Origin of the sequence: Oceanobacillus sp. Castelsardo, from assembly GCF_001659985.1 — a bacterium.
GTDB lineage: Bacteria > Bacillota > Bacilli > Bacillales > Amphibacillaceae > Oceanobacillus.
In genome coordinates this window covers 106660-131980 of sequence record NZ_LYCS01000005.1, presented here as the reverse complement: position 1 = coordinate 131980, position 25321 = coordinate 106660, and the positions used below count along the sequence as shown (strand labels likewise).

19 protein-coding genes are annotated in these 25321 nt (G+C 36.7%); 16 read left to right on the top strand and 3 right to left on the bottom strand.

Annotation, left to right across the window (positions count from 1 at the left end; all coding sequences use genetic code 11):
• The first annotated feature begins 15 nt into the window (after nt 1–15).
• The 12 genes from A9178_RS10680 to A9178_RS10635 all read left to right on the top strand — a co-directional run bounded on the left by A9178_RS10680 (nt 16) and on the right by A9178_RS10635 (nt 14133).
• Nucleotides 16–651: a YesL family protein gene (locus A9178_RS10680; protein ID WP_231889825.1), complete on the top strand. Its 636-nt coding sequence runs from the start codon at nt 16–18 to the stop codon at nt 649–651.
• A 604-nt stretch (nt 652–1255) separates the two neighbouring features.
• Entirely contained in the window at nt 1256–2782 is a 1527-nt protein-coding gene (arfA, locus tag A9178_RS10675; RefSeq protein WP_068675096.1) for an arabinosylfuranosidase ArfA, read from the top strand.
• An 11-nt stretch (nt 2783–2793) separates the two neighbouring features.
• A complete protein-coding gene (locus A9178_RS10670; RefSeq protein WP_068675094.1) occupies nt 2794–4272 on the top strand; it encodes an alpha-N-arabinofuranosidase in 1479 nt (492 codons plus the stop codon).
• A gap of 82 nt (nt 4273–4354) precedes the next feature.
• Nucleotides 4355–4474, top strand: coding sequence for a hypothetical protein (locus A9178_RS19660; protein ID WP_369801974.1), 120 nt, complete (start codon nt 4355–4357; stop codon nt 4472–4474).
• Between the two features lie 154 nt (nt 4475–4628).
• Nucleotides 4629–5738 carry a GntR family transcriptional regulator gene (locus A9178_RS10665; RefSeq protein ID WP_068675092.1) on the top strand — a complete coding sequence of 370 codons (1110 nt, stop codon included), beginning with the start codon at nt 4629–4631 and terminating at the stop codon, nt 5736–5738.
• Between the two features lie 27 nt (nt 5739–5765).
• Nucleotides 5766–6929 (top strand): family 43 glycosylhydrolase, encoded by a 1164-nt coding sequence (locus tag A9178_RS10660; RefSeq protein WP_068675090.1) that lies wholly within the window; start codon nt 5766–5768, stop codon nt 6927–6929.
• Between the two features lie 6 nt (nt 6930–6935).
• Nucleotides 6936–7184 (top strand): DUF6171 family protein, encoded by a 249-nt coding sequence (locus A9178_RS19335; RefSeq protein WP_082918163.1) that lies wholly within the window; start codon nt 6936–6938, stop codon nt 7182–7184.
• Between the two features lie 185 nt (nt 7185–7369).
• On the top strand, nt 7370–8419 hold the full coding sequence (locus A9178_RS10655; RefSeq protein ID WP_068675088.1) for an aldose epimerase family protein: 1050 nt from the start codon (nt 7370–7372) through the stop codon (nt 8417–8419).
• 641 nt (nt 8420–9060) lie between these two features.
• Nucleotides 9061–10671, top strand: a complete 1611-nt coding sequence (locus A9178_RS10650) for a xylulokinase (RefSeq protein WP_068675086.1) — start codon at nt 9061–9063, stop codon at nt 10669–10671.
• Nucleotides 10672–10694: 23 nt separating this feature from the next.
• Nucleotides 10695–11390, top strand: coding sequence for an L-ribulose-5-phosphate 4-epimerase (locus tag A9178_RS10645; RefSeq protein WP_068675084.1), 696 nt, complete (start codon nt 10695–10697; stop codon nt 11388–11390).
• Nucleotides 11391–11427: 37 nt separating this feature from the next.
• Complete coding sequence (gene araA / locus A9178_RS10640; protein ID WP_068675082.1) at nt 11428–12852, top strand: L-arabinose isomerase; 1425 nt, start codon at nt 11428–11430, stop codon at nt 12850–12852.
• Between the two features lie 402 nt (nt 12853–13254).
• Nucleotides 13255–14133 (top strand): helix-turn-helix transcriptional regulator, encoded by an 879-nt coding sequence (locus tag A9178_RS10635; protein ID WP_068675080.1) that lies wholly within the window; start codon nt 13255–13257, stop codon nt 14131–14133.
• A 137-nt stretch (nt 14134–14270) separates the two neighbouring features.
• On the opposite strand, the gene A9178_RS10630 is transcribed toward A9178_RS10635, so the two are convergent.
• Nucleotides 14271–16703: a hypothetical protein gene (locus A9178_RS10630; protein WP_068675078.1), complete on the bottom strand. Its 2433-nt coding sequence runs from the start codon at nt 16701–16703 to the stop codon at nt 14271–14273.
• A gap of 1095 nt (nt 16704–17798) precedes the next feature.
• Between A9178_RS10630 and A9178_RS10625 the strand changes: the two genes are divergently transcribed.
• A complete protein-coding gene (locus A9178_RS10625) occupies nt 17799–18785 on the top strand; it encodes a glycoside hydrolase family 43 protein (protein ID WP_068675076.1) in 987 nt (328 codons plus the stop codon).
• Nucleotides 18786–18801: 16 nt separating this feature from the next.
• A complete protein-coding gene (locus A9178_RS10620) occupies nt 18802–20052 on the top strand; it encodes an oligosaccharide MFS transporter (RefSeq protein WP_068675075.1) in 1251 nt (416 codons plus the stop codon).
• Nucleotides 20053–20590: 538 nt separating this feature from the next.
• On the opposite strand, the gene A9178_RS10615 is transcribed toward A9178_RS10620, so the two are convergent.
• Together A9178_RS10615 and cudC are read right to left on the bottom strand one after the other, a co-directional pair.
• Nucleotides 20591–21490 (bottom strand): glycine betaine ABC transporter substrate-binding protein, encoded by a 900-nt coding sequence (locus A9178_RS10615; RefSeq protein WP_068675073.1) that lies wholly within the window; start codon nt 21488–21490, stop codon nt 20591–20593.
• 31 nt (nt 21491–21521) lie between these two features.
• A complete protein-coding gene (cudC, locus tag A9178_RS10610; RefSeq protein WP_068675071.1) occupies nt 21522–22067 on the bottom strand; it encodes a choline uptake/conversion transcriptional regulator CudC in 546 nt (181 codons plus the stop codon).
• A gap of 319 nt (nt 22068–22386) precedes the next feature.
• Between cudC and betB the strand changes: the two genes are divergently transcribed.
• Both betB and A9178_RS10600 read left to right on the top strand, forming a co-directional pair.
• Entirely contained in the window at nt 22387–23868 is a 1482-nt protein-coding gene (gene betB / locus A9178_RS10605; RefSeq protein ID WP_068675069.1) for a betaine-aldehyde dehydrogenase, read from the top strand.
• Nucleotides 23869–23928: 60 nt separating this feature from the next.
• The gene (locus A9178_RS10600; RefSeq protein WP_068675068.1) at nt 23929–25137 is read left to right on the top strand and encodes a choline dehydrogenase; all 1209 of its coding nucleotides are present in this window, start codon (nt 23929–23931) and stop codon (nt 25135–25137) included.
• The last annotated feature ends 184 nt before the right edge of the window (nt 25138–25321 follow it).

Genomic DNA, 25321 nt, shown 5'->3' with positions numbered 1-25321 from the left:
ATAAAGAAATAAAAGATGAATGAAGGTGAATGGAACATGTATGCTAGTGGATTTGTAACTACATTAGATCGTATTGCTACTTGGATCACTCGGATGGCGTTATTAAATCTGTTATGGGTTTTATATTCTTTACTAGGATTGTTGATAGCCGGGGTTTTTCCAGCGACCATTGCAACACTTGGAGTAGTCAGGAAGTGGCTGATGGGCGAACAAGACATCAAGGTTTGGAAAACATTTAGAAAAATATATAAACAAGAATTTACATCAGTTAATGGATTAGGGTGGATGCTCACTGGAGTCGGTGGAATCCTTTATCTAAATTATAAAGCAATCGAGGCGTTCGACGGCCAGCTTTATTTTATCGTTCCATTCGCCTTCTATCTGCTTCTGTTCTTATATATGGTTATTATTATATGGTCATTTCCGCTAAAGGCGCATTATGATGCAGGAATATTCCAACATATTAAAAATGCGTTAGTTATAGGTATAACGAAGATTCATATTTCTATAGTAACATTTATTGCTCTTTTCGCAGTTGCTTATCTATCATTAGAAATGCCAACGTTGATTCTATTTTTTATCTTTAGTTTGTCAGCACTCATTTGGTTTTGGTTTTCTTTTCGTATATTCATAACTTTAGATAATAAATAATATTTTACCAGTATAAAAATTAGGAGAGGCCTTATGATCGAGTATCCTCTCCTTTTTTCAATCATCATCCATATATCTGCTTCGTATCTAGTTTAGATTAACTACTTGTACTGACCTGATCTTTTTTCTTTAAATTCTGCTAACCATATATTTTTCTTATCTTCCATCAAACCATCCATACTAACATATGTCTTTATTTTCAAAAATCATCCTTGATTGTACGTACATTTTATAATAGAATAGCATTAAGTGATATAAATATACGTATAAGGATATTTTGGAAAGGTGTTGATTGCAGTTAATGAAGTAATTGACGCAGAAGTGAATCTGCAATTCCTAAATATGGATTAGTAATATTCATGCGGATAAATGTAAGTGGTTTCAATGTGAGGGAGAGAGTAGTTGTAATTAAACCAAATATACCATTGTGGTTAAAGGTCAAATTAAATTTGAGAAACGAATGTAGGTAGTTCCGTAAAGAATTGAACTGATATGAGGTAACTTGGAGTAGACGAATCGATTTGGGTTGAATCTACTAAAAAATTATCAAGGGTTGATAGATAAGTAACTTGCTTCTAATACCTAATGAAAAAGGAGTTTTATTATGGCAAAGCAAATATCGAATGCAAAGGTTGTCGTTGATAAAGACTATGTGATTTCTGAAATAGATAAACGAATCTATGGATCTTTCATTGAGCATTTAGGAAGGGCAGTATATGGAGGAATTTATGAGCCGGGGCACCCTACAGCAGATGAAAATGGCTTTAGGAAAGATGTGCTTGATTTGGTAAATGAACTTCAAGTTCCTATTGTTCGTTATCCCGGTGGAAACATGGTATCAGCATATAATTGGGAAGATGGAGTTGGACCGAGGGAAAATCGCCCAAGAAGATTGGAGTTAGCTTGGCGTGTAATTGAGACAAATGAAATGGGAACAAATGAATTTATGGATTGGTCGAAGTTAGCGAATACCGATGTAATGATGGCCATTAACTTAGGGACTAGAGGTATTGATGCAGCTCGCAACTTTATAGAATATTGCAATCATCCAGGTGGTACCTATTGGAGTGACTTAAGAAGAGAGCATGGGTATGAAGAGCCTCATCGTATAAAAACTTGGTGTCTAGGAAATGAAATGGATGGTCCATGGCAAGTTGGTCACAAAACTGCGGATGAATATGGACGATTAGCTGCTGAAACTGCAAAAGCATTGAGATTAGTTGATCCTAATATTGAACTAGTAAGTTGTGGGAGTTCTAATTCAGATATGCCAACATTTCCAGAGTGGGAGGCAACTACATTAGATCATACGTATGAGCATGTAGATTATATTTCTTTACATCAATATTATGGGAATCGTGATAATGACACTGCTAACTATTTAGCAAAGTCACTAGATATGGATAATTTTATCAAAACAGTTGTCTCCACATGTGATTATATTAAAGCGAAGAAACGCAGTAAAAAAACGATTCATTTAAGTTTTGATGAATGGAATGTATGGTTCCATTCGAATGAACAAGACAAGCAAATTGATCCATGGACTGTTGCACCGCCTCAATTAGAAGATATTTATACGTATGAAGATGCATTATTGGTAGGTAGTATGTTAAATACGATGCTAAAGCACTCTGACCGCGTGAAAATAGCTTGTATGGCACAACTTGTCAATGTCATTGCACCAATTATGACAGAAAATGGTGGGGCTGCATGGAAGCAAACTATTTTTTACCCATATTACTATACGTCTGTTTATGGAAGAGGAGTCGCATTAAACCCAATAGTTACCTCTCCTAAATACGATAGTAAGGATTTTACGGATGTTCCATATTTAGATACATCTGTTGTTTATAATGAAGAAAAAGAGGAACTTGTCATCTTTGCCGTTAATCGTCATTTGGAAAATGAATTACACGTTGATATAGATGTGCGCTCATTTGAAGGTTTTGAAGTGGTGGAACATATTGTTTTAGAAAATGAGGATGCAAAAGCTAAAAACATTTTAGGTAAGGAACAAGTGAAGCCTCACTCCAATGGACAATCTTATAAAGAGGCAGGAAAAGTAATTGGTATTTTACCGAAATTCTCTTGGAACATGATTCGCTTGCAAAAAAAGATAATTAATTCATAAGAGGTGTCATAATGGAAAACAAAATAACAATCAATACCGATATCGTCGAAGGTAAAATAAATAAAAATATCTATGGCCATTTTGCGGAACATTTAGGTAGAGGAATTTACGAAGGTTTATGGGTTGGGGAAGACTCGTCGATTCCAAATACCAATGGAATTAGAAATGATGTCTTGGAAGCCCTTAAAAAATTAGATATTCCCGTTTTACGTTGGCCAGGCGGATGCTTTGCTGATGAATACCACTGGAAAGATGGAGTAGGTCCACGTTCAAATCGTAAACGTATGGTTAATACGCACTGGGGAGGGGTTGTTGAAAACAACCACTTTGGTACACATGAATTCATGATGCTATGTGACATGTTAGGTGCAGAGCCTTATATTAATGGAAATGTCGGTAGCGGTACCGTTCAAGAAATGTCAGAGTGGGTTGAATACATGACCTTTGATGGTGAGTCACCAATGGCGAATTGGAGACGTGAGAATGGAAAAAAGGATCCTTGGAAATTGAAATATTTTGGTGTCGGCAACGAAAACTGGGGATGCGGTGGTAACATGCGTCCGGAATATTATGCAGATTTATACCGTCGTTATCAAACATATGTAAGAAACTATGCGGATAATCAAATTTATCGTATCGCTGGTGGTGCAAATGTGGATGATTATCACTGGACAGAAGTATTAATGCGAGAAGCCCATCATTTAATGGATGGTTTAAGTTTGCATTATTATGTACATCCAGGTGGATTCTGGAATAAAGGTCAAGCGGTAAACTTCAAAGAAGAAGAATGGGATATTACCATGCAAAAAACGCTGTATATGGATGAACTCATTACCAAGCATAGTACGATCATGGATAAATATGATCCGGAAAAGCGGATTGGTATGATTATTGATGAATGGGGTGCATGGTACGATGTCGAACCAGGTACAAATCCAGGATTCTTATATCAACAAAACACAATAAGAGATGCTGTTATTGCAGGGGTGCATTTTAATATATTTCATCAGCATCATGACCGTGTGCAAATGGCAAATATTGCTCAAATGGTTAATGTTATTCAATCAGTTATTTTAACGGAACAAGATAAAATGATTTTAACCCCAACTTATCATGTGTTTGAAATGTATAAAGTTCACCAGGATGCAGAAAAAATAGCTTTAAATATAGACACAAATACGATTCAAAAGAATGGTCAAAGTTATCCGCATATAAGTGCTTCAGCTTCTAAGAAAGATGATACAGTGCATATTAGTTTATGTAATTTAGATAAAGAACAGTCAGCATCATTAAGTGTTGATTTGCGTGGAATGGAAGTCAATAAAGTAAATGGTCGTATATTAACTGCGAATGAAATGAACGCCATTAATACGTTTGAAAATCCTGAAAATGTCAGCCCGACGGAATTTACAGAATATAAACAGGTGGGCAACCATTTAAATATAGAGCTTCCATCTAAATCCATTGTAGTATTGTCCATTAAACCGTAATTCTATATCCAAAGACACTGACGTTAAATTTAAGGAAGAATTATTAGATGGTGTTGGAACGATAGAAGGAGATGCCACATGAATAGATCTTAATTCATGGACAGGAAGTTTATACAAGTCTACCAATAATAATAAGATCTCAGTAAAAGTAAAAGCAGTCCCATATTATGCGTGGTGTAATCGTAACCCTAGGGAAATCTAGTCTAGATAAATGAAGATTAAGTATAAATATACCTTCTGTTTTTATTAAACTAATATACATTTAAAATAAGAAGCTCTAGTGTAATCTGTAACAGAAACTGTTATAATATACCTCATACGGACAAGTTCGAATTATATAGAAACAGAGGTGTACCATGAAAACGAAACACAGTATTGTAAGGGAATATATTCAATCTAAAATTCTAGATGGAACTTATGTACCGCATCAAAAAATTAGCTCGGAAAGTGAACTAATGGAACGCTTTAGCGTAAGTCGTCATACCGTACGTCTTGCCATTGGGGATCTCGTAAATCAAGGTTGGCTATATCGTAAGCAAGGAGCGGGTACATATTGTGCGGAAAGAAGCGAAATGGGATTGAGTGATTACAATCAGAAAAATATCGCTATCATTACAACGCATATTTCGAATTATATTTTTCCTTCCATCATACAGGGAGCGGAGTCACTATTAAGTAAAAATGATTATCATGTTAGTTTATATAGTACGGATAACAATCATGAAAGTGAAAAGAAAATACTGGAGAAAATCCTAACCTATCATGTGGACGGTGTCATTATAGAACCAACACAGAGTGCGCTTTCCAATCCTAATATAAATTACTATCTGAATCTAGAAAAGTCTAATATCCCTTATATTATGATTAACGCTTATTATGATGAATTGGAACCGTTAAGTATCACGATAGATGATGAAAAAGGTGGATTTATCCAGACAGAGTATCTTATTGAACAAGGGCATAAGAATATTCTAGGTTTCTTTAAAACAGATGATTTACAAGGAACTAGAAGAATGAAAGGCTATTTAAAGGCCCATCGTAGCCATCATGTATCAATTAGGCCTAGTAATATCATCACATACCATACGCAGGAAATAATGACTAAACCACAGAAAGAATTAGAAAAAATATTGGAACTTCCAAACGAGGAATGGCCAACTGCTATTGTTTGTTATAATGACGAACTTGCTATGTTATTGTTGGATGTATTACGTAAGAGAAACATCAAAGTACCAGAAGATATATCCTTAATAGGTTATGATGACTCTTTATTATCCAGAGTATCCGAGGTGAAGTTAACTACGATTAAGCATCCGCAAAGTGAGATGGGCGAAGCGGCTGCAAAAATGATATTAAACTTGATTGAACGGAAACAAGGTCTCAAGGAAGAAGCGGAAAAATCTATCGTGTATGAACCAGAACTTGTAGAAAGGAATTCAACGAAGGATATAAGAGAATTAGTTTAAAAAAATAAATACGGGAGAGGTTATCTTATGACTATAAAAGTGTTGGATAGTGTTCAAGTTACGACTAGTCTTGGTTTCGAACCCGAATTACCAAATAGGGTTGCCTTTGAAATGAAAGAGGGGGTAAAGGTAGATGTAGATGTTGTCTGGGAGGTCTTTCCAAAGGATAAATATGAAGAACCTGGAACTTTTCAGATAGAAGGAAAAATTAAAGTAAAAGAATATCCCAACCCTCTAGTAGAACAAAGAGCAGATCCTTATATTTATAAACATACAGATGGTTATTATTATTTTACAGGATCTTACCCTGAATATGACCGCATTGTTCTTAGAAGGTCCAAATCGATAACAGGTCTTAAAGATGCCGAGGAGATTGTTATTTGGGAAAAACATGAGGAAGGAATCATGTCTGAACATATTTGGGCGCCAGAAATTCATTATGTCGATGGAAATTGGTATGTTCATTTTGCTGCAGGGGATCGTGATGATGTTTGGGCTATACGTCCTTATGTATTAGAAAACAAATCTGAGGATCCCTTTGAAGGGGATTGGCTGGAAAAAGGTCAGGTTAATATCGACTTCCAAAGTTTCTCTTTAGATGCTACAACCTTTGAACATAGAGGAAAAAGATACTTAGTGTGGGCGCAAAAGGTGGAGAATGATACCATTTCTAATTTGTATATTGCGGAAATGGAAAATCCTTGGACCATTAAATCTAAACAAGTTGTTCTTTCCACTCCTGATCTACCTTGGGAGCAAGAAGGATTTTATGTGAATGAAGGTGCTGCCTTCCTGAAACGAAATGGTAAAGTGTTTATTGCTTATTCGGCTAGTGCAACGGACTACCGTTATGCAATGGGAATATTGACAGCAGATGAAAATAGTAATCTATTGGACCCGAATTCGTGGACGAAATCCAAAGAACCAGTCTTTGTAACATGTGAGGAAACGAAAGAATATGGGCCGGGTCATAATAGTTTTACAGTTGCGGAAGATGGGGTTACTGATTTACTAGTGTATCATGCTCGTCCATACAAGGAGATTGTTGGTAACTCCTTATATGATCACAATCGTCACGCACGTGTGCAACAATTATTTTGGGATCAACATGGGAATCCGTACTTTGGTTATCCTGGTATGACGAAAGATCTAACAGAAAAAAAGATTGTTGCTACAGTTACTGTGAAATAAGTGGCAATGGGGTGTAAAGGTTGTTTGCAATCTGTCATCGTATCAGATGAGTATATCCAACAACTAGTTAAGGAGCAATTACAACTGGAAACCGACTTGGTTGATGACCAAACATATCATAAAAGACTTCAAATATGTAAAAATTGTCCATCTTTCTTTTATGGGAATACTTGTAGCCATTGTGGATGCTTTGTTCAATTTAGGGCGAAGTTGTCTTATAAAACTTGCCCTTTTCCCAATGGATCAAAGTGGTGAAAGGTAACTACAAAACATAGCCGGTAGGATGTTTATCTTATCGGCTCCCTTTTTATATAAAATGGAGGGATTTGTATGCAAAGAAGTTAGAAAAAGTGCTATACAGTCTGTTTTTCCTTTTTTAAGAGAAAAACTTACAACAGCAATACAATAGCGCTTATTATCCAATGAAAAGAGGAGAAAACATGCAAGTAAAACAAGAAAAGTTTGGCGAAGTTGATAGTAACACTGTATCTTCTTTTACAATCACAAATGACAGTGGTGCAGAACTAACCTGTATTAATTACGGCTGCATTATAACTGAAATGATAGTATCGGACATGCAGGGTAATTTTGAAAATGTTGTCCTTGGTTACGATACGCTAGAGGAATATTTAAATGATACAACATACTTGGGGGCTATTATTGGTCGCGTTGGCGGGCGAATAAAAGGTGCGCAGTTTAAATTGGATGGACAATCACATACACTTGCGAAAAATGAAGGGAACAATCACCTTCACGGGGGGATAAAAGGATTCAATCGTGTTATTTGGGATGCTGAAGTATTTGAACAAGAAAACGAAGCTGGTGTTCAATTTAAGTATTTAAGCTCGGATGGTGAGGAAGGGTATCCAGGAAATGTAGCCATAAAGGTTACCTACACACTAAATAATGAAAATGAGTTAGTCCTTACTTATGACGCTGTTTCAGATAAAAAAACGCCTTTCGTGATGACAAACCATTCTTATTTTAATTTAAGCGGCAACCTTAAACGGGATATTTTAAATCACACACTAAAACTAAAGAGTGATAGATTCTTAGAACTGGATCAAGAATTTATCCCAACCGGTACAATGTTAGATGTAAGAAATACCCCGTTTGATTTTACCGGGGAGAGAACCATTAAATCAGGTACTGTTTCCAATCATTCGCAAAACGTTCTGGTAGGGGAAGGCTATGACCATCCATTTCTTTTAAGCAGTAATCATGATGAAGAAATCATACTGAAGGATCCTGAGAGCGGACGATCACTAATCGTAGAAACAGACGAGGTTGGTGTTGTTGTCTATTCTGGTAATTCAATAGGTGATAAAGGTTATATTCGAGATGTTCCAGCGAGGAAACATCTGGGAATTTGTTTGGAAACACAAGGTCTCCCGGATGCAATTCATCACCCTACATTTCCATCGACCATTATTGATAAGGAACAAAAATATAGCTCGGTAACGAAATACAAATTTGGAGTAGTGCGGTAGTTTCTCGGTGGCGAGTAAAAGAGCTGAAGGGACAGGCTCCTATAGCCATCAAGCTAACAAGAAAATAAGAAATCATCTTAAGTTTTGTTAGCTTTTTCCCTCTATTACTTTTTCGAATACATATTTGGAAACAAATAAACATAATAATGCTATTTCTTTATCAAATTTAGGCTTCAGCTGATCCTATTCGTTTCTTTTCATAATAAGCATTCCACGAATGATGGAAGGGGAAAATGTAATCTGAAATATACGGTGTGATTACACCAATTGTATGATTGTTAGCATTTTAATAGTTTTATTTTTGTTCTTGTATGCACATGTTTTGCAGTGGCTTTAATGCAATTAAAGATTTTAAGTTATTACCGTGAAAGTAATGAAAAAGTTATACACCTTTTCTCCTTATACTTGTCTTATTGAGGCCTTACATATAACATTTAGCTTTAAATTGTTCATATGTAGGGTGAAAAGGCAGAAAGTGTACCGTGAACTTATAAGGGCTAAAACATTTTAAGTTGACAGATGTACGTACAAGAATTACACTAGAATTATAATTGTAAAAAGAGAAATGAAACAACTTAAGTAAAAAGGAAAATACCTCCTTTTGATTTAGTTTTGAAATTGCTATCAGAGAGGGGATTAACGTGAAAACGAATCAAATAAATATCAAGAAGGCGATTGCTAAGGGAGAAACCTCGCTTGGAATTGAATTCGGATCCACACGTATCAAAGCAGTATTAATCGACGATCGTTTTGAACCCATTGCATCTGGAAGTTATGAATGGGAGAATCGATTGGAAGATGACTTTTGGACGTACAACTTAGTAGATATTATCACGGGTTTGCAAACAGCTTATAGTGAGATGAAGCAAGAAGTTGAACGAAATTATGGAATTACCATTCGAACGATTGGTTCCATTGGTTTTTCGGCCATGATGCATGGGTATATGGCCTTTGACAAAACTGGTGAACTACTTGTTCCGTTTCGAACATGGCGTAATACGACAACTAGCATTGCAGCAAAAGAACTAACTGATTTGTTCCAATTTAATATTCCTGAAAGATGGAGTATTGCACATCTCTATCAGGCGATATTAAATGAAGAGAAGCATTTGTCACGTGTTGACTATATAACCACTTTAGCTGGATTTATTCACTGGCTACTAACTGGGAGAAAGGTTATTGGTATTGGAGATGCTTCGGGCATGTTCCCAATTGATGAGTCAACGAAGAATTACAATGGAACCATGATCAAACAGTTTGATGAAAAAATTGCTGATAAGGAATTTTCTTGGAAGCTTCAAGATATTCTTCCTAAGGTTTATAACGGGGGAGAGCAAGCTGGTACATTAACTGAAATAGGAGCCAAAATTCTAGATAGATCACGAAATTTACAACCAGGCATTCCGCTTTGTCCGCCTGAAGGGGATGCGGGAACAGGGATGGTTGCTACGAATAGTGTGAGGAAACGTACAGGAAATGTTTCAGTAGGAACTTCCGTATTTTCCATGATTGTATTAGAGAAAGGGCTTTCAAAGGTCTATCCAGAAATTGATTTAGTTACAACACCAAGTGGAAGTCCGGTCGCGATGGTTCATGCAAATAATTGTTCAAGTGATCTTAATGCTTGGCTTGGCTTGTTCCGTGAATTTTCTGAGGCAATGGGACAAAAGCTGGAATCGAATCAATTATTCGAGGTGATGTTGAATAAAGCTTTGGAAGCGGACCCAGATGGTGGTGGTTTGCTTAGCTATGGTTATTTCTCGGGTGAAAATATAACAGGTTTAGAAAAAGGCCGGCCATTATTTGTTCGCTCACCAGAAAGTAATTTCAATTTAGCTAACTTCATGAGGACTCATCTTTTTACAGCATTTGGAGCCTTGAAAATTGGGATGGATATTCTGACGAAAAAAGAAAACGTGGCTATTGATGGTATTTTAGCTCACGGTGGTTTATTTAAAACCCCTATCGTTGGCCAAAAAATTATTGCGGCTGCAATGAATGTTCCTGTTTCAGTGATGGCAACAGCTGGAGAAGGTGGTGCTTGGGGAATGGCCATTCTTGCTTCTTATATGAAGAATAAAGATCAAAATGTGAGTTTAGAAGACTTCCTCGATAAGAAAGTTTTTGAAGACGTTAATGGGATGGAAATTTATCCTGATGGAATGGACGTTAAGGGATTTGAAGAATTTATTGAGCGATATAAAAAAGGTTTAGCAATTGAAGAGGCTGCTGTAGCTAATTTGATTTTATGAGTTGAAATACGGGAGGAATGAATGTGCTAGAACAATTGAAAGAAGAAGTGTTTCAAGCTAATTTGGACTTACCTAAACACGGGCTTGTGAAATACACATGGGGAAATGCAAGTGCTTTTGATCGGGATAGCGGTTTATTTGTTATTAAACCTAGTGGTGTTGATTATAAAACGATGAAATCTAGTGATATGGTAGTGGTTGATTTAGATGGAAAAGTTGTAGAGGGAGAATTGAATCCATCATCCGATACACCGACTCACGCTGTTCTTTATAAACATTATCCTGAAATTGGTGGGATCGTCCACACGCATTCTACTTGGGCTACTATTTGGGCTCAGGCAGGACTTGATGTACCGGCAATGGGGACTACTCACGCAGATACATTCTATGGGGCCGTACCATGTGCACGCTTTTTGACACAAGCGGAGATTGACCGTGGATATGAAGTCGAAACGGGCCGTGTTATTATTGAAACATTTGAAGAACGCGGGTTAGATGTATTAGCGGTTCCAGGTGTCTTACTTCATGGACATGCTCCATTTACTTGGGGGAAAGATGTTCAATCCGCAGTAATGAATAGTGTGGTGCTTGAGGAAGTTGCAAAAATGAATTTGTTTGCGCGTGAATTAAACAGTTTTGCTGAAGAATTACCACAAAGAATTTTAGATAAACATTATCTACGGAAACACGGAAAAGATGCCTATTATGGGCAAAGATAAAATAACTAAACTATTAAACTAGGAAAAGAGGAATATTATGTCTACGATGAGGAAAAAAGAATTTTGGTTTGTTGTCGGTTCCCAACATCTTTATGGAGAAGAAACGTTAGCAGAAGTTAAGGCAAACGCACAAAAAGTAACGGATGCTTTAAATGAAAGTGGTGCTTTACCATATCCACTCGTTTTGCAAGATTTAGCTATCAGTGCGGATCAAATTACAAATACAATGAAAGAAGTTAACTATAGGGAAGAAGTTGCTGGTGTGATCACTTGGATGCATACTTTCTCCCCCGCGAAAATGTGGATTCGTGGGACAAAATTATTACAAAAACCGTTACTTCATTTAGCGACACAATTTAATGAAAGTATTCCATGGCAAACGATTGATATGGATTTTATGAATCTAAACCAATCCGCTCATGGTGACCGTGAGTATGGTTTTATCAATGCCCGTTTAAAGAAACAAAATAAAGTTGTAGTTGGTTATTGGGAACGTCCGGAAGTGAAACAGCAAATTGCAGAATGGATGGATGTTGCGGTTGCTTTTAATGAAAGTTTCAACATTAAGGTTGCTCGTTTCGGTGACAACATGCGCAATGTTGCAGTTACGGATGGCGATAAAATTGAAGCACAAATCCAATTTGGTTGGACTGTAGACTACTTTGGTATTGGAGATTTAGTTCAGTATGTGAATGCGGTTAAAGAAGAAGAAATTGACACTATATTTGCAGAATATGAAAAACTATATGAATTTGATTATGGCACATACAGTAAGGAAGACTGGGAAGCTAGTGTAAAAGTCCAAGCAAGCTATGAAATTGCTATTAAGCGTTTTCTTGATGATGGAGGTTATAGTGCATTCACTTCTAATTTTGAAGATTTATACGGTATGAAGCAGCTTCCTGGTCTTGCGGTTCAACGTTTGATGGCACAAGGGTATGGTTTTGCTGGAGAAGGTGATTGGAAGACTGCGGCTCTTGATCGTTTACTTAAAGTGATGAGTCATAACCAATCTACAGGCTTTATGGAAGACTACACCTATGAATTAGCTGAAGGCCAAGAATCCATCCTTCAATCCCATATGCTTGAAGTAGACCCAACTTTAGCAAGTAACAAACCGAAAATTATCGTATCGCCATTAGGGATTGGTGATCGTGAAGATCCTGCACGTTTAGTATTTGATGGGAAGGCAGGAGAGGGTGTCGTTGTTTCTATGGCTGACTTTGGTACTCATTTCAAACTTTTAATCAATGAAGTCTCTGCATTTGAGCCAACTGAGCAAGCTCCAAATCTTCCGGTTGCCCGTGTACTTTGGGAAGTGAAACCAAACTTCCAAGATGGGGTTAAAGCTTGGATTGAAAATGGCGGTGGTCATCACACAGTTGTTTCACTGAATCTAACAACAGATCAAATTGTATCTTATGCAAAACTAGTTGGTTTAGATTACGTCATTATTAAGTAAGTATCTATTCTCCAAGGAGGCAATGCTTCCTTGGAGGGAAAAATGTAAATAGTGTGTTCCGATATAATAACTAATTGAGGCTCGGTAGCGTGAAATTTACGCCAATTTTTTGGTAAAGCTTTTACTTTTTATTTTCTTTAACAAGTTAAAAGAAAAACGAGTAAGTTTTTTAAAGTCTATTTCATCAAATGTTCACATTTACCAAAGACCCCCCATACTGAAAAGATTGCAATAAGAGAGTTCCTGCATGGTCAAAAAACCATTCTGTTAAAAGTTAGCCATTATAATAAACGTCGATGGGTTAGGCCTATTGTTTACGAGCAGTTCCCTGGTTAGTGAATTTACCTTACTGGGTGATAAAATAAGATTAGTTTGGCTTTTTCGATAAAGGAGTGCAATGTAATGAATGATGATTTTGTCATATCCATTTCTATTCCTCCATTTCCTATTTTTATCGAAGGGAATTTCACGGAATATAATGTAGGCGCTTTACATCCTGAGAGAAAACATTTGGAGTATTTCAATCTAATCTTTGTGAAGGAAGGTACTTTATATCTAGGAGAAGAGGGAATTGATTATGCTGTTGGTAAAAATGAGATGTTGGTTTTATTGCCAAATCAGCATCACTATCCAGTCAAACCGACAGATGAGGTAACAAAGTTTTATTGGTTTCACTTTTATACAACTGGGAATTATATTCAGAGTACTCAAGTCCAACAACTGGAATCGAATATCTCTATCCCCTCTGTTCATTTTCATAACAGCTATCATACCACTTATCTATACAAAAAAAGTCCTTTAATTGATACAGAAGAAATCTATGAGAAAATCCAGAACTTACTAGAAGCTACCGTAAAGGAAAATTCGAACTTCACATTCTGGGATACGCAACAACAGTTTTTCTCCCTGTTAAATCTTCTAAATGGACAAAATCACGCGAAAGATAGAAGTGTGATCATCGCTGAAAAGGTGGAGCAATTTATTCGTGAACATTATCAGGATGACATTACTAATGAAACATTGGTCACAAAGTTCAATTTACATGAGAATACAATTGCTAAATATTTAAAACAATATTATGATTATACACCAATGGAATACCTAAAGGAATACCGATTACAGCAAGCGAGGGATTTTCTAGTAAAAACGGACTATCCGATACAGGAAATAGCTGAGCGATGTGGTTATAAATGGGTTCCCTATTTTTCCAGGTTATTTAAGAAAAGATTCCATATATCGCCACTTAAATACAGAAAAAGTCATATGGAAACGAAGGAATAATCATCAGCAAGTCTATGATTAATTAACAACAAGGTATATTCCCTAAAGAGAAGATACCTTGTTGTTCTTTCTATGCATGCCTTTCTTACAGTTCCTATTTACTTTTACCCTTATTTTTCTCATATTTAATGGTTATGTCAATTGTAGTCTTGAACTCCTGCTTTAATCGTTGCATTATTTTCCTCTTTCCTGTTATTAACTAATATGAAACGTCCATCTGCATAAAGAATATCTCTTATAATTTCTCCATTTTCTGAAATGAAATGTGATTTGTTATCATAGAAATGGTATTCTGTCGGATATGGGGCATAACTATGAATTAAAAGTCCCTTCTCTGTCTGTTCCATACAACCATTTACTACTTTTATCTCATTGTTTTCTTTATATAAGAAGGTCTTTTTTCCAAATCCATCGAGATACGCAATAAGTTCCTCTCCCATATCCCAATCAGAGGTTTCTTCCACTTTGCTGAACAACTTAGCGAAAATACCACCATCCCGATAAAATGTTGATTGTCCAAAGCGATTTCTTGATAAATCGGGCCTATTTAAGTGGGGACCTGCCACACTGTAAGTAGATGCAGCTTCACCAATACTTAACCGCGTATCTGTTGCCTTTGCGTTCGTATCATAACAATATAAAATACCAACTGTAGCCCGATAAGCTGCTTTCAGGTAGCGCACATCGTGCAATGCTTCATATACTTTCAAAGTTCCGGCAGCCGTTAACCCGCCCCATAACGAGTGAATCATATAGGATAGGGCTTCCCACCAACGGTCCGGGTTCTGTGCTCGAAAATCATTGGAAAAACCGATATTGGCAATTAATAATTCTCCATATCTTCTGGCGGCCTCTATATGATTAGAACTTGCCAGAGCACCTGCTGCAGGGCCAAATCCAGCGTTATCATAGAAATGTTCAGTTACCGCTGCTTGGTAGATATCACTATCTTTGGCTACACGATCCGCAATACTGGACCATAATTCGTTAATTTCTCTGTATTTCTCTTGTAAGCCTCGATTTTTCAATTCTTTTAACAAATCATTTATATATAAGAAATATGTTCCAAGCATTTTTGTTTCTTCTTTTCCGCGCTCTGTCTCATGCAGATCCGGATTTACACGCAAACGAAAGACATCTGCCGCCCATTCTAAATAGGTGTCCGGGGTGTTATATTGTAAAACTTTCTCATCAAATTGAGATAATAGATATAAAACATGTCCAATATATTCAAAATCCATGCAACGATAGAAATTTCCATAAAGGAATGCCGGTTGGGTAAACTCCCCGTTTACAAACCACTTCGGTCGAATATACCTCACGCAGCTTTCTTCCACTTTCTGTACTTCATTAATATTCGTTGTTCCCAGTAGATTTTTTTTCAGGACAAAACCGAGTTTTCCTACAGATTCCCCTTGATTGGAAACAGGGGTATAAGAAAAAGGTATTTCTGAATCAGTGCCTTGATATAGTACATTACTTATATAGTGTGCACGATCCGTTATTACACTTTGTAGCGGTTTCATTACATTGATTATAATGTTATCGATTTTTCCATTACTCAGTTTTATGGAAATCTTATGTTCACCAGGTTCTGTAAAAACTAAATCCCCTTCATAATTGCTAGCATTTTTAGCAATATTGGGCATTATACGATCTACTGTTAACTCCTCACTTGGTCCTTTGAACTCAACGAATGCATCAACTAAAGAAACATTAGGAGCTAAGCTGAAAGAGAAGTGGTGCGGCTGATTTTTAATCGCAAGCGGCTCGGATTTATAAATAGGATGGCCGTATCTTTGGCCAGTCTGATAGAAATCCTCCTGGTTATTAAAGTCCTCGATGGCAAACTGCCAATCCTTGACTTCATCCGCTTTCATAGAAAAGCCGCCTTTTGAATAAATCCAGTCGGAATTGTGAAAATCAATTGGATATCCCCCGGCAAATATGAATTGGTGAAATAAAAGACCGTCCAGAGAAGGAGAAACGTTTTCAAAAAAGAGATTTTTATAATCACAATAGGTACCTAACGATTTGGTTTCGCCCTTAACTTGATAGACACCTAGATGTGGTGCCTCATTACTTCTCCTTACACATGCTAACTTTGTGAAGTCCTTGGATATCGATGGAAAAACAGCTGCTGAATGTTTGGTTTGCATCGTTAAATCATTGATGCGGTACATGACGTAAGCGAAAGAAGACCAAACGCTAAAATGAGAAATATGAATCTCTTGATTGGCTCGGTTCGTTAACTGAACCGTCCAAAACAAAGCATTATCTGATTGAAATAAGTCGTAAATAAAATTCACTGTTACATCCTCAAACAAATAAGTTACAGTTGCCACTTTCTCTGAAATGCTGACATCTGCTACCGTTTCCTGACTATGGTACGTTTGCTCATTAACTGTTATAGAAAAGTTACCGAATAATTTATCTGCATCATCAAATCCGGCTTGGTATAAATAATCCGAATCAATGACCCAGTTCATCTTATCAGGGTCATCTTTTAATACTAATTTAGATACATTTCCATTTGGAAATAGTTCAACTAGGAATTTTTGATTTTCCATCTGTTTACTCCTTTCTTTAAAAAAGATTGATTGGTATTACGTTTATTTATTTTAAATAGATTCATGCTAAACCGAATGCTATCTAAGTTTAATAAATAAATTAATTTACATGTTTATTTACATCGTCTACGAAGGGAAAAGAGATAATATGGATACAAATTAAAGCGCTACTGGTATTCGCCTATGCTTAGTATAATTAAATCAATAATGAAATTAAATAAACGATTTCAATGAGTTTTTATACTATTTCACTTCAAAAACCATAAGGCCAGGTTTATTCCTTGTTCCATGTCCGAAAAAGTATTATAGAAATTTGGCATGAGGGCCTGTCCACTCCAGCTCTTATGGAAAGACATATAATTAAAAGCAAATGAAGGAGAAGAAATTGTTTTGGTGAAGCCTATGAATAAACCGAATAAAAGTAGTCAGGGGAATAAGACTGAATAGAAATTAATTGTTTATCGTAGTAATAATGACAGGAATAACAATTAGAAATTATCTATGGGAATATTGTTAAATAATAGAAATAAGTGCTATAAACCTATTAAATTAGCAAAGCCATCATACATTAAAATGGATTAGAACATGATTAAAAACCATTTGGGGGAAATGTTTAGGCGAAGTATGTAGAAGATGATTTGATATCATGAAAAGTTTATATAAAAATAGCTTGATAAGTAGAGTGTATGGGTAAAAGCGCACTCTGCTTTTTGTATTTGGATAGAATTATTTGCTGTTCATAAGTTTTAATTAATACATGTACGTATATGATGTTAGCTCGGTTCGCCGTGAATATTATTGTGGTGTATATTTAATAATGTTCTTTAAAATTGTTGTTATAGTTGTATAATTGGAAATTCAGTAGGATTATTGTAGAAAGTATAGTGGCTGATTACAACATTATCATCAATTGTACGTACATTATTTAAATTTTTATTGACACTTGTACGTTCGACTGTTAATATAGTTCATAGATAGAGGTGGTTTGCGACATTTGATTGAATAATGGAAAAAGATTGATAGCGTTAGTATATTAGTAGAGTTTTTTTGAAATGTAAACCGCTTTCTCATTATAGAATTAAGGAGTGTATAGATATGGCAAAAGAAATAAATAATCCAATCGTTTTACAACGGGCAGATCCTTTCGTCTATAAACATGCAGATGGATATTACTATTTTACGGGTTCTTATCCTTTATACGATCGTATTGTTTTAAGAAGGGCAAAAAACTTAAATGATTTACAAGAGGCAGAAGAAGTAGCAGTTTGGTGGAAACATGATAGTGGGAACTTAAGTGAATTGATTTGGGCTCCTGAAATCCATCGAGCAAATGGAAGATGGTATATTTATTTTGCTGCAGCTCCTGATAAAAATATTAATGATGATACATTTAATCACAGGATGTACGTTCTTGAAAATACATCCGATAATCCACTTGAAGGGGATTGGATTGAAAAGGGAGAAGTGAAGACTGGAATGTCAACGTTCTCATTAGATGCAACAACTTTCTTCCATAAAGGAGAACAATATTATGTTTGGGCACAGCAAGATTTAAATATTATGGGACATTCTAACCTTTATATCGCAAAAATGGAAAATCCATGGACGCTTGCAACAGAACCAGTTATGTTGACAAAGCCTGAACTATCATGGGAAATCAAAGGATTTTGGGTAAATGAAGGTCCTGCCGTTTTGGTTAAGAATGGAAAGGTATTTATTACTTATTCAGGTAGTGCTACTGGTGTGGATTACTGTATGGGACTTTTAACAGCGAATGAGGAGGACGACCTACTTAATCCAAATTCCTGGAAAAAGAAACAAGAGCCAGTATTCGAAAGCTGTCCTGAAAATGGACAATATGGGCCGGGACATAACAGTTTTACAATATCAGAGGATGGCAACGATACCATTTTAGTTTATCATGCACGTAACTACACGGACTTAGTTGGAGATCCACTCTATGAACCGAATCGCCATGCGAGAGCACAAAAATTAGATTGGGACGAAAATGGTATTCCAATTTTCGGCAAACCAGTACCAGATACAAGATGGTCACCGGATACACCAGAAGTTTTGAAATAATGAGGAGTGAAAAGAAATGAACAACCTAAAACAACTTAAGTTTTGGAATTTTGGCGGAATGTACTTTTTCTACTTTATGATATGGGCATTAATATTTGCCTTTTTACCATTTTGGCTACAAAATACAGCAAATTTGGACACAAGTGTATCCGGATTAGTATTTTCTGCCATGGCTGTAACCGCTCTAATTCTAGAACCGATATATGGCGTGATTCAAGATAAACTAGGTTTGAAAAAATATTTATTTGGTTTTGTTGTTTTATGTCTCTTATTTATAGGGCCATTTGTTCAATTTGCATTTCTTCCACTTCTGCAATATAATGCAATATTTGGAGCTATTATTGGTGGAGCCTACTTAAGTTTATGTCTAAATGGTGGAGTAGGGGTTGTTGAAGCGTATATTGAACGTTCCACTCGTGAAAATAATTATGAATATGGCCATGTTCGTTTATTTGGGTCGCTAGCTGGGGGAACAGCAGCATTTATTGGTGGAATCATGTTTGTTAGAAATCCATTTAGTATTTTCTGGGCTGCAACCTGTTCGGCGATTATTCTTGGAGTATTATTGTGGACAGTTAAAGTAAAGAATGAGGACACCGGGGCTAGAACGGATATAGAAAAGGAAGAGGAATCCCCTGTTACAAAAGAAAATATAATGAATGTATTTAAAAATAGAAGTTTCTGGGGATTTTGTCTTATAATAATAGGTAGCGCAACCATGTTTGATGTATTTGATCAGCAATTTCCAAATTACTTTGCTAGTTTTTTCAATGATTCATCACGTGGAGAACTTGTGTTTAGTCGAATTGCATCTGTACAGGTATTTCTAGAGGCTGGTTTTATGGTGTTAACACCATGGTTTATTAATAAAATCGGTGCAAAAAATGGTTTAATCTTAGCAGGTTTAATTTTATTTGTACGTGTATTAGGAGCGGCTTTCTTTACAGATATCTGGATGCTTGCATTTTGGAGATTACTCGCATCTATCGAAATGCCTTTAATGCTTGTATCTATTATGAAATATATTACTGGTATTTTTGATGTCCGTCTCTCAGCAACAGTTTACATGCTTGGATTTAACTTTGCAAAACAGATTGGTATTACTATTTTCTCTTCTGTTATGGGGCAACTGTATGGAGTTATGGGATTCCAAAATGCATATATTGTAATGTCCATTATGATCTTGGTATTTGTTATCGCTGGTGGGGTTATTATGGTAAGTGAAAAGAAACATCATAGTAGAATAGAGCTTCGATCCGTATCATAACAAGGTTTGTCAACCCTTAATTAAAGCGGATACAAGTGGAAAGTTATAGACACATAAGTATAGAAGCAATTATTAAAGAGCCACTGTCTTCCTATAAATCACGATTGTTAGTTATAAGACCTTCTCTAGTAATGGAATTTAGTGTCAGCAAAGCTGGTGAGACAGTTCCTGGTTCTGGGGCTAATTTAATTAAGAATCCAAAACTCTCAACCTAAATCTGGTCGGCGATTGTTGCTCCCTTAAAGAAAGGGGAGGGATATATTTGGTGAGTTATGATGCGATCGATATGCTATTCTACTTTAGTATCTTTTTGCAACAGAATTGACAAGTATCCGTAGCGATTATCATGCATGCTGCCATAAAAAAGAAGTAATCACCCCCTTCAGTATAGGGTGATTACTTCTTTTTAGTACTTCATTCATATTTCATCTTTAACTATATGACGATATGTAGTTACCACACTTTATTTGAATGTACCGCTCGTTTTTATAGAGAAAGTAGGACGTTGGATCTGCCCTTCATCTCACTCTATCCCAAGTCATTCCACCCACTCACTCACTAAATCCTGGTTATCGTTCACCCATTTTTCAGCGCCAACCATCGGGTCTTCACCCTGTTCTTCTGCTTCATTCACATAGCCCATGAGCTCACCAATGGATTGATCATCCATTTTCCAGTTTTTTATCCATTCACTCACTTCTGGAAAGTCTTCCGCAAATCCTAGACGGGTTGCATGATAGATTTTTTCAGCGTCCCCAAACCCTTCTTTAGGGTCGTCTAAATATTTTAAATCTAATTCCGAGAAGATACGATGCGGATTCCACAGTGGTGCTACAATCGGCTCTTCATTTTCCATGGCCTTTTCGATTTCTGTTAGCATGGCAGGTTCAGAACTAGGTATTAGCTCATAATCCAAACCATATTCCTTCATTACTTCTTCGGTAGTTAACATGGTACCTGCACCTGGGTCAAAACCTGTAATCTCTCCGTTAAACAATTCGTTATGTTTCTTCAAGTCTTCTATACTATTGATGTCCTTCATATAACTAGGAACAACTAATCCTACCTTTGCATTGTCATACCACGTTTCTTCAGAGAAGTTAATCTTATCTTTATACTCTTCCACATATTCTGCATCTTGAACTGGTAACCAAACTTCTAGATTAATATCCAATGCATCGTTTTCTAATGCTGCCATTTGGGTTCCCATATCAAGTAGGTGAAAATTGACTTCATATCCTTCATCTTCAAGAATAACTTTCCACATATTCGTAACAGCTATATTTTCTGCCCAGCTGATTTGTCCGATATTAATGGTCCCTTTTGTCGCTTCGTCTTCTTGTTTTGCTGATGCCGTGCTATCTGAATTTCCACAAGCACTAAGTAACATCATAAGTCCGATTGTGATAATCAACATTTTCCCCTTTTTAAAATACATGTTTAAGCATCTCTCCCTATAAAATTAGTTTTTATTCTTTTGGTAAAAACGTATAAATTTCTTCCGTGCGAATACTTTCTACTAATTTTTCAACCCAACGATAATATACTTTTGATTGATTTAATAAATCGTAATTATCCTTTGCTTCATCTCGAATATCCTGTGAGATTGACTCATCTTCAAAAATTTCTAGCAAAAGTTTCTCTGCTTGTCCAATAGCTTCCATGTTTGTTTTTACTTCGCGTTCCCACATTTGGCAAAAATAAGCCATAAAGGAGTGGAAAAAATCCTTTTCTGCTGCATACGTATGTTTTCTCGTACCACGCTGAAATTTTTTCTTTACCATTTCAATTTGTTGTAGTTTACGAACGTTCGTACTCATACTTGGCTTACTCATGCCTAATTCTTCGCGCATTTCATCAAGGTTCATTTGCTCTTTAAAATACATCGTGGCGTAAATTCTTCCTGCTGCAGGAGTAACCCCATATAAATCCATTGTTTCTGAAATGGCCTCTATCACTTGGTCTTGTGCATATTCTAGCTTTTCTTTTGCCCTCTCATCCTGTGTTTTATCCAATATAAATCCTCCATATCAAAACGGCTGTTTACTAAATTAAATTTTTTCTTAACAAACTTAATGTTAAAGAAAAATAGAAATATGTCAAATCTGTAACATGGAAATTTCTCGGAAAAGATTAGAAAACTAGGCATTTACCAATCGTTTAGTGCATATTTTTTTCTTTTACTATAGATGGAAGGTTTACGATTCCTGTTTGCTAAAAATAAATTCCCCCTTTGACAAAAGAAATTGACTTGTGGTAAATTAAATTTATTCAAAACGTTAAATTTTTTCTTAACAAAATTAATGAATTTAACGATGATGAGGAGGGAATGGATTGGATATCAAGAAGAACTACATAAAAGGCGAATGGGTTCCTGCCCTCTCTGGTGAAACAAGAGAAATTATTAACCCATATAATCAAGAAGTCATCGCAATTGTTTCAGAAAGTAAGGAAGAAGATGCGAAACAAGCTATTGCTGCTGCAAGAGAAGCATTTGATCGTGGAGAATGGCCTAATACTTCTGCTACAGAACGCGGACGTATTGTTGCGAAGATTGCAGAGTTAATTGAAAGGGATAAAGAAGAATTAGCGAAAATGGAATCCCTTGATACTGGTAAAACGGTAGAAGAAAGTCGGGGCGACATGGATGATATCGCTGGGGTCTTCCGTTATTACGCGGAGCTTGCTGATAAAGATGGTGGAGAAATCATTGATTCTCCGATTCCGAATACCGTCAGTAAGGTGGTCAAAGAGCCTGTCGGTGTTTGTGGGCAAATTACCCCATGGAATTATCCATTATTACAGGCTTCCTGGAAATTAGCACCTGCATTAGCTGCAGGAAACACGTTAATTATGAAACCGAGTGAGATTACCCCACTTACTACGGTGAAAGTTTTTGAATTAATGGAAGAGGCTGGCGTACCAAAAGGGGTTGTGAACCTTGTACTTGGTGCAGGTAATACAGTTGGTGCAGAACTTTCTGCTAACGACGACGTAGACCTGATTTCCTTTACGGGCGGAATCCAAACCGGGAAAGGGATTATGCAGGCAGCTAGTGGCAATATGAAAAAGATTGCTCTAGAGCTTGGTGGAAAAAATCCAAATATCATTTTTGCTGATGCTGATTTTGAAATAGCGGTGGATCAAGCATTAAATGCTGTATTTTTCCATGCCGGTCAAATTTGCTCAGCCGGAACGCGTGTCATTGTCGAAGAATCAATTCATGACAAATTCGTTGATGCCCTTGTTGAACGAGTAAAAAATATTAAGCTCGGAAGTGGTTTTGATGAATCAACCCAAATGGGACCACTCATTTCTAAGGTTCATTTAAATAAAGTAGTAAATTATGTTGAAAATGGGATAAAAGAAGGTGCAAAAGTCGCGGTTGGTGGCGGACGCCCGACTGATCCGGAATTGCAAAAAGGATTTTTCTATCTACCTACTGTTTTAACAAATTGCACAACGGACATGGACGTTGTGCAAAATGAAGGGTTCGGTCCTGTCATTACGGTGGAGAAGTTTTCAACAGAAGCAGAAGCTATTAAACTAGCAAACGATTCGATTTACGGATTATCTGGTGGCGTTTGGACAAAAGATATTGCCAAAGCAGAACGTTGTGTTGCTAAAATGCGCATGGGAACGGTTTGGATTAATGAATTTAATGTCTACTTCCCACATGCACCATGGGGCGGCTATAAACAATCTGGTATCGGCCGTGAATTAGGAAAAATTGGTTTAGAAGAATACCAAGAAACGAAGCATATTTTCCAGAACTTAGATCCACAACCAATTAACTGGTTTGGAATAGATTCATAGAGTTTGAGATATAGAGGGATTATTGAGTTTACATAATAGATAATTTTAGGAGGAATAAACATGGGATTAAACATGAAAGTAGAACATATGCATAAATTTCACCAATTTGAATTGCCAACTGCTATTAAACACGGGATTGGCTCCATCAAGCATGTAGGGGAAGAAGTGAAAAATCTTGGAGTTACAAAAGCACTACTCGTAACTGACCCGGGAATTTACAATGCAGGCGTAACGGAACCAATTGAAAAACACTTAAAAGAGGCTGGCGTAGAAGTAGTACTTTTCAATAAAGTAGAACCGAACCCGCCAGTACGTCTCATTGCAGAAGGCTCTAATTTATATAAAGAAGAAAATTGTGACGGATTAGTTGCTGTTGGCGGAGGGAGCTCCATGGACACAGCGAAGGGGATTGGTGTTGAAGCAACTCATGAAGGTTCTGTATTAGATTATGAAGCTGCGGATGGGAAAAAGCCATTAGAAAACCGTATCCCACCATTAACAACGATTCCAACGACTGCTGGAACCGGTTCAGAAGTTACGCAATGGGCAGTTATTACAGATGAAGAGCGTGAATTCAAATTCAATACGGGTGGTCCGTTAATCGCAGCCCACTTAACGATTATTGATCCAGAATTACATGTTTCCATGCCAGCCCATGTGACAGCAATGACTGGTATTGATGCTCTCGCACACGCAATTGAGTGCTACACGATGCATTATGCACAACCTGTAACCGATGCGGTTGCATTACTTGCGATAGAATATGTAGCAAAATATATTCGTCGCGCATACGCAGATGGTGGAGATATCGAAGCACGCTACGGAATGGCACAAGCAGCAATGCTAGCAGGATTATCTTATGGCAGTGAATCTGCAGGTGCAGCGCACGCCATGTCTCAAACATTAGGTGGAATTATCCCAGTTGCACACGGTCAATGTGTTGCAGCAATGATGGGCCCAGTAATGGAATACAACTGGAAAGGTCATCCAGCTAAATTTGCTCGTATTGCAGAGGCTATGGGTGTGAATACATTTGGCATGACAACCGAAGAAGCAGCAAAAGCAGCTGTAAACGAAGTATATCAATTAGTAGAAGAATTAGAAGTTCCTACATTAGAAGAACAAGGCGTTTCACCAGAAATGATTGATCGTCTAGCGGAAGAAGCGATGAAAGACCCACAAACTGTCGGTAACCCTAGAGACCTAAACGTAGAAAATTACAAATGGATTTATGAACGTTGCTTTAACTTAACACCGAAAACATTATAAGAGCCAGGGGGACATAGGAGCCAGGGGGACAGGTCCCTCGTCCCAATCTGGATCTTAAATAAATGGTGCAGTACTTTTAGTGAAAACTAGAAGTACTGCGCTTTTTTTTAACGTTTTGTTTTCTGAAGGCCACACTAATGGGATTTCACCCTTTCGATGTGTAACGGAATGATGACTCTACCTC

Excerpts from the sequence above, each read along its gene's own strand:
- A9178_RS10665 (WP_068675092.1), top strand. The coding sequence starts at position 4,629 with ATGAAAACGAAACACAGTATTGTAAGGGAATATATTCAATCTAAAATT.
- araA (WP_068675082.1), top strand. The coding sequence starts at position 11,428 with ATGTCTACGATGAGGAAAAAAGAATTTTGGTTTGTTGTCGGTTCCCAA.
- A9178_RS10620 (WP_068675075.1), top strand. The coding sequence starts at position 18,802 with ATGAACAACCTAAAACAACTTAAGTTTTGGAATTTTGGCGGAATGTAC.
- A9178_RS10600 (WP_068675068.1), top strand. The coding sequence starts at position 23,929 with ATGGGATTAAACATGAAAGTAGAACATATGCATAAATTTCACCAATTT.
- A9178_RS19335 (WP_082918163.1), top strand. The coding sequence starts at position 6,936 with ATGGGGTGTAAAGGTTGTTTGCAATCTGTCATCGTATCAGATGAGTAT.
- A9178_RS10655 (WP_068675088.1), top strand. The coding sequence starts at position 7,370 with ATGCAAGTAAAACAAGAAAAGTTTGGCGAAGTTGATAGTAACACTGTA.
- A9178_RS10670 (WP_068675094.1), top strand. The coding sequence starts at position 2,794 with ATGGAAAACAAAATAACAATCAATACCGATATCGTCGAAGGTAAAATA.
- arfA (WP_068675096.1), top strand. The coding sequence starts at position 1,256 with ATGGCAAAGCAAATATCGAATGCAAAGGTTGTCGTTGATAAAGACTAT.
- A9178_RS10660 (WP_068675090.1), top strand. The coding sequence starts at position 5,766 with ATGACTATAAAAGTGTTGGATAGTGTTCAAGTTACGACTAGTCTTGGT.
- A9178_RS10615 (WP_068675073.1), bottom strand. The coding sequence starts at position 21,490 with ATGTATTTTAAAAAGGGGAAAATGTTGATTATCACAATCGGACTTATG.
- A9178_RS10635 (WP_068675080.1), top strand. The coding sequence starts at position 13,255 with ATGAATGATGATTTTGTCATATCCATTTCTATTCCTCCATTTCCTATT.
- A9178_RS10630 (WP_068675078.1), bottom strand. The coding sequence starts at position 16,703 with ATGGAAAATCAAAAATTCCTAGTTGAACTATTTCCAAATGGAAATGTA.
- A9178_RS10625 (WP_068675076.1), top strand. The coding sequence starts at position 17,799 with ATGGCAAAAGAAATAAATAATCCAATCGTTTTACAACGGGCAGATCCT.
- A9178_RS10680 (WP_231889825.1), top strand. The coding sequence starts at position 16 with ATGAATGAAGGTGAATGGAACATGTATGCTAGTGGATTTGTAACTACA.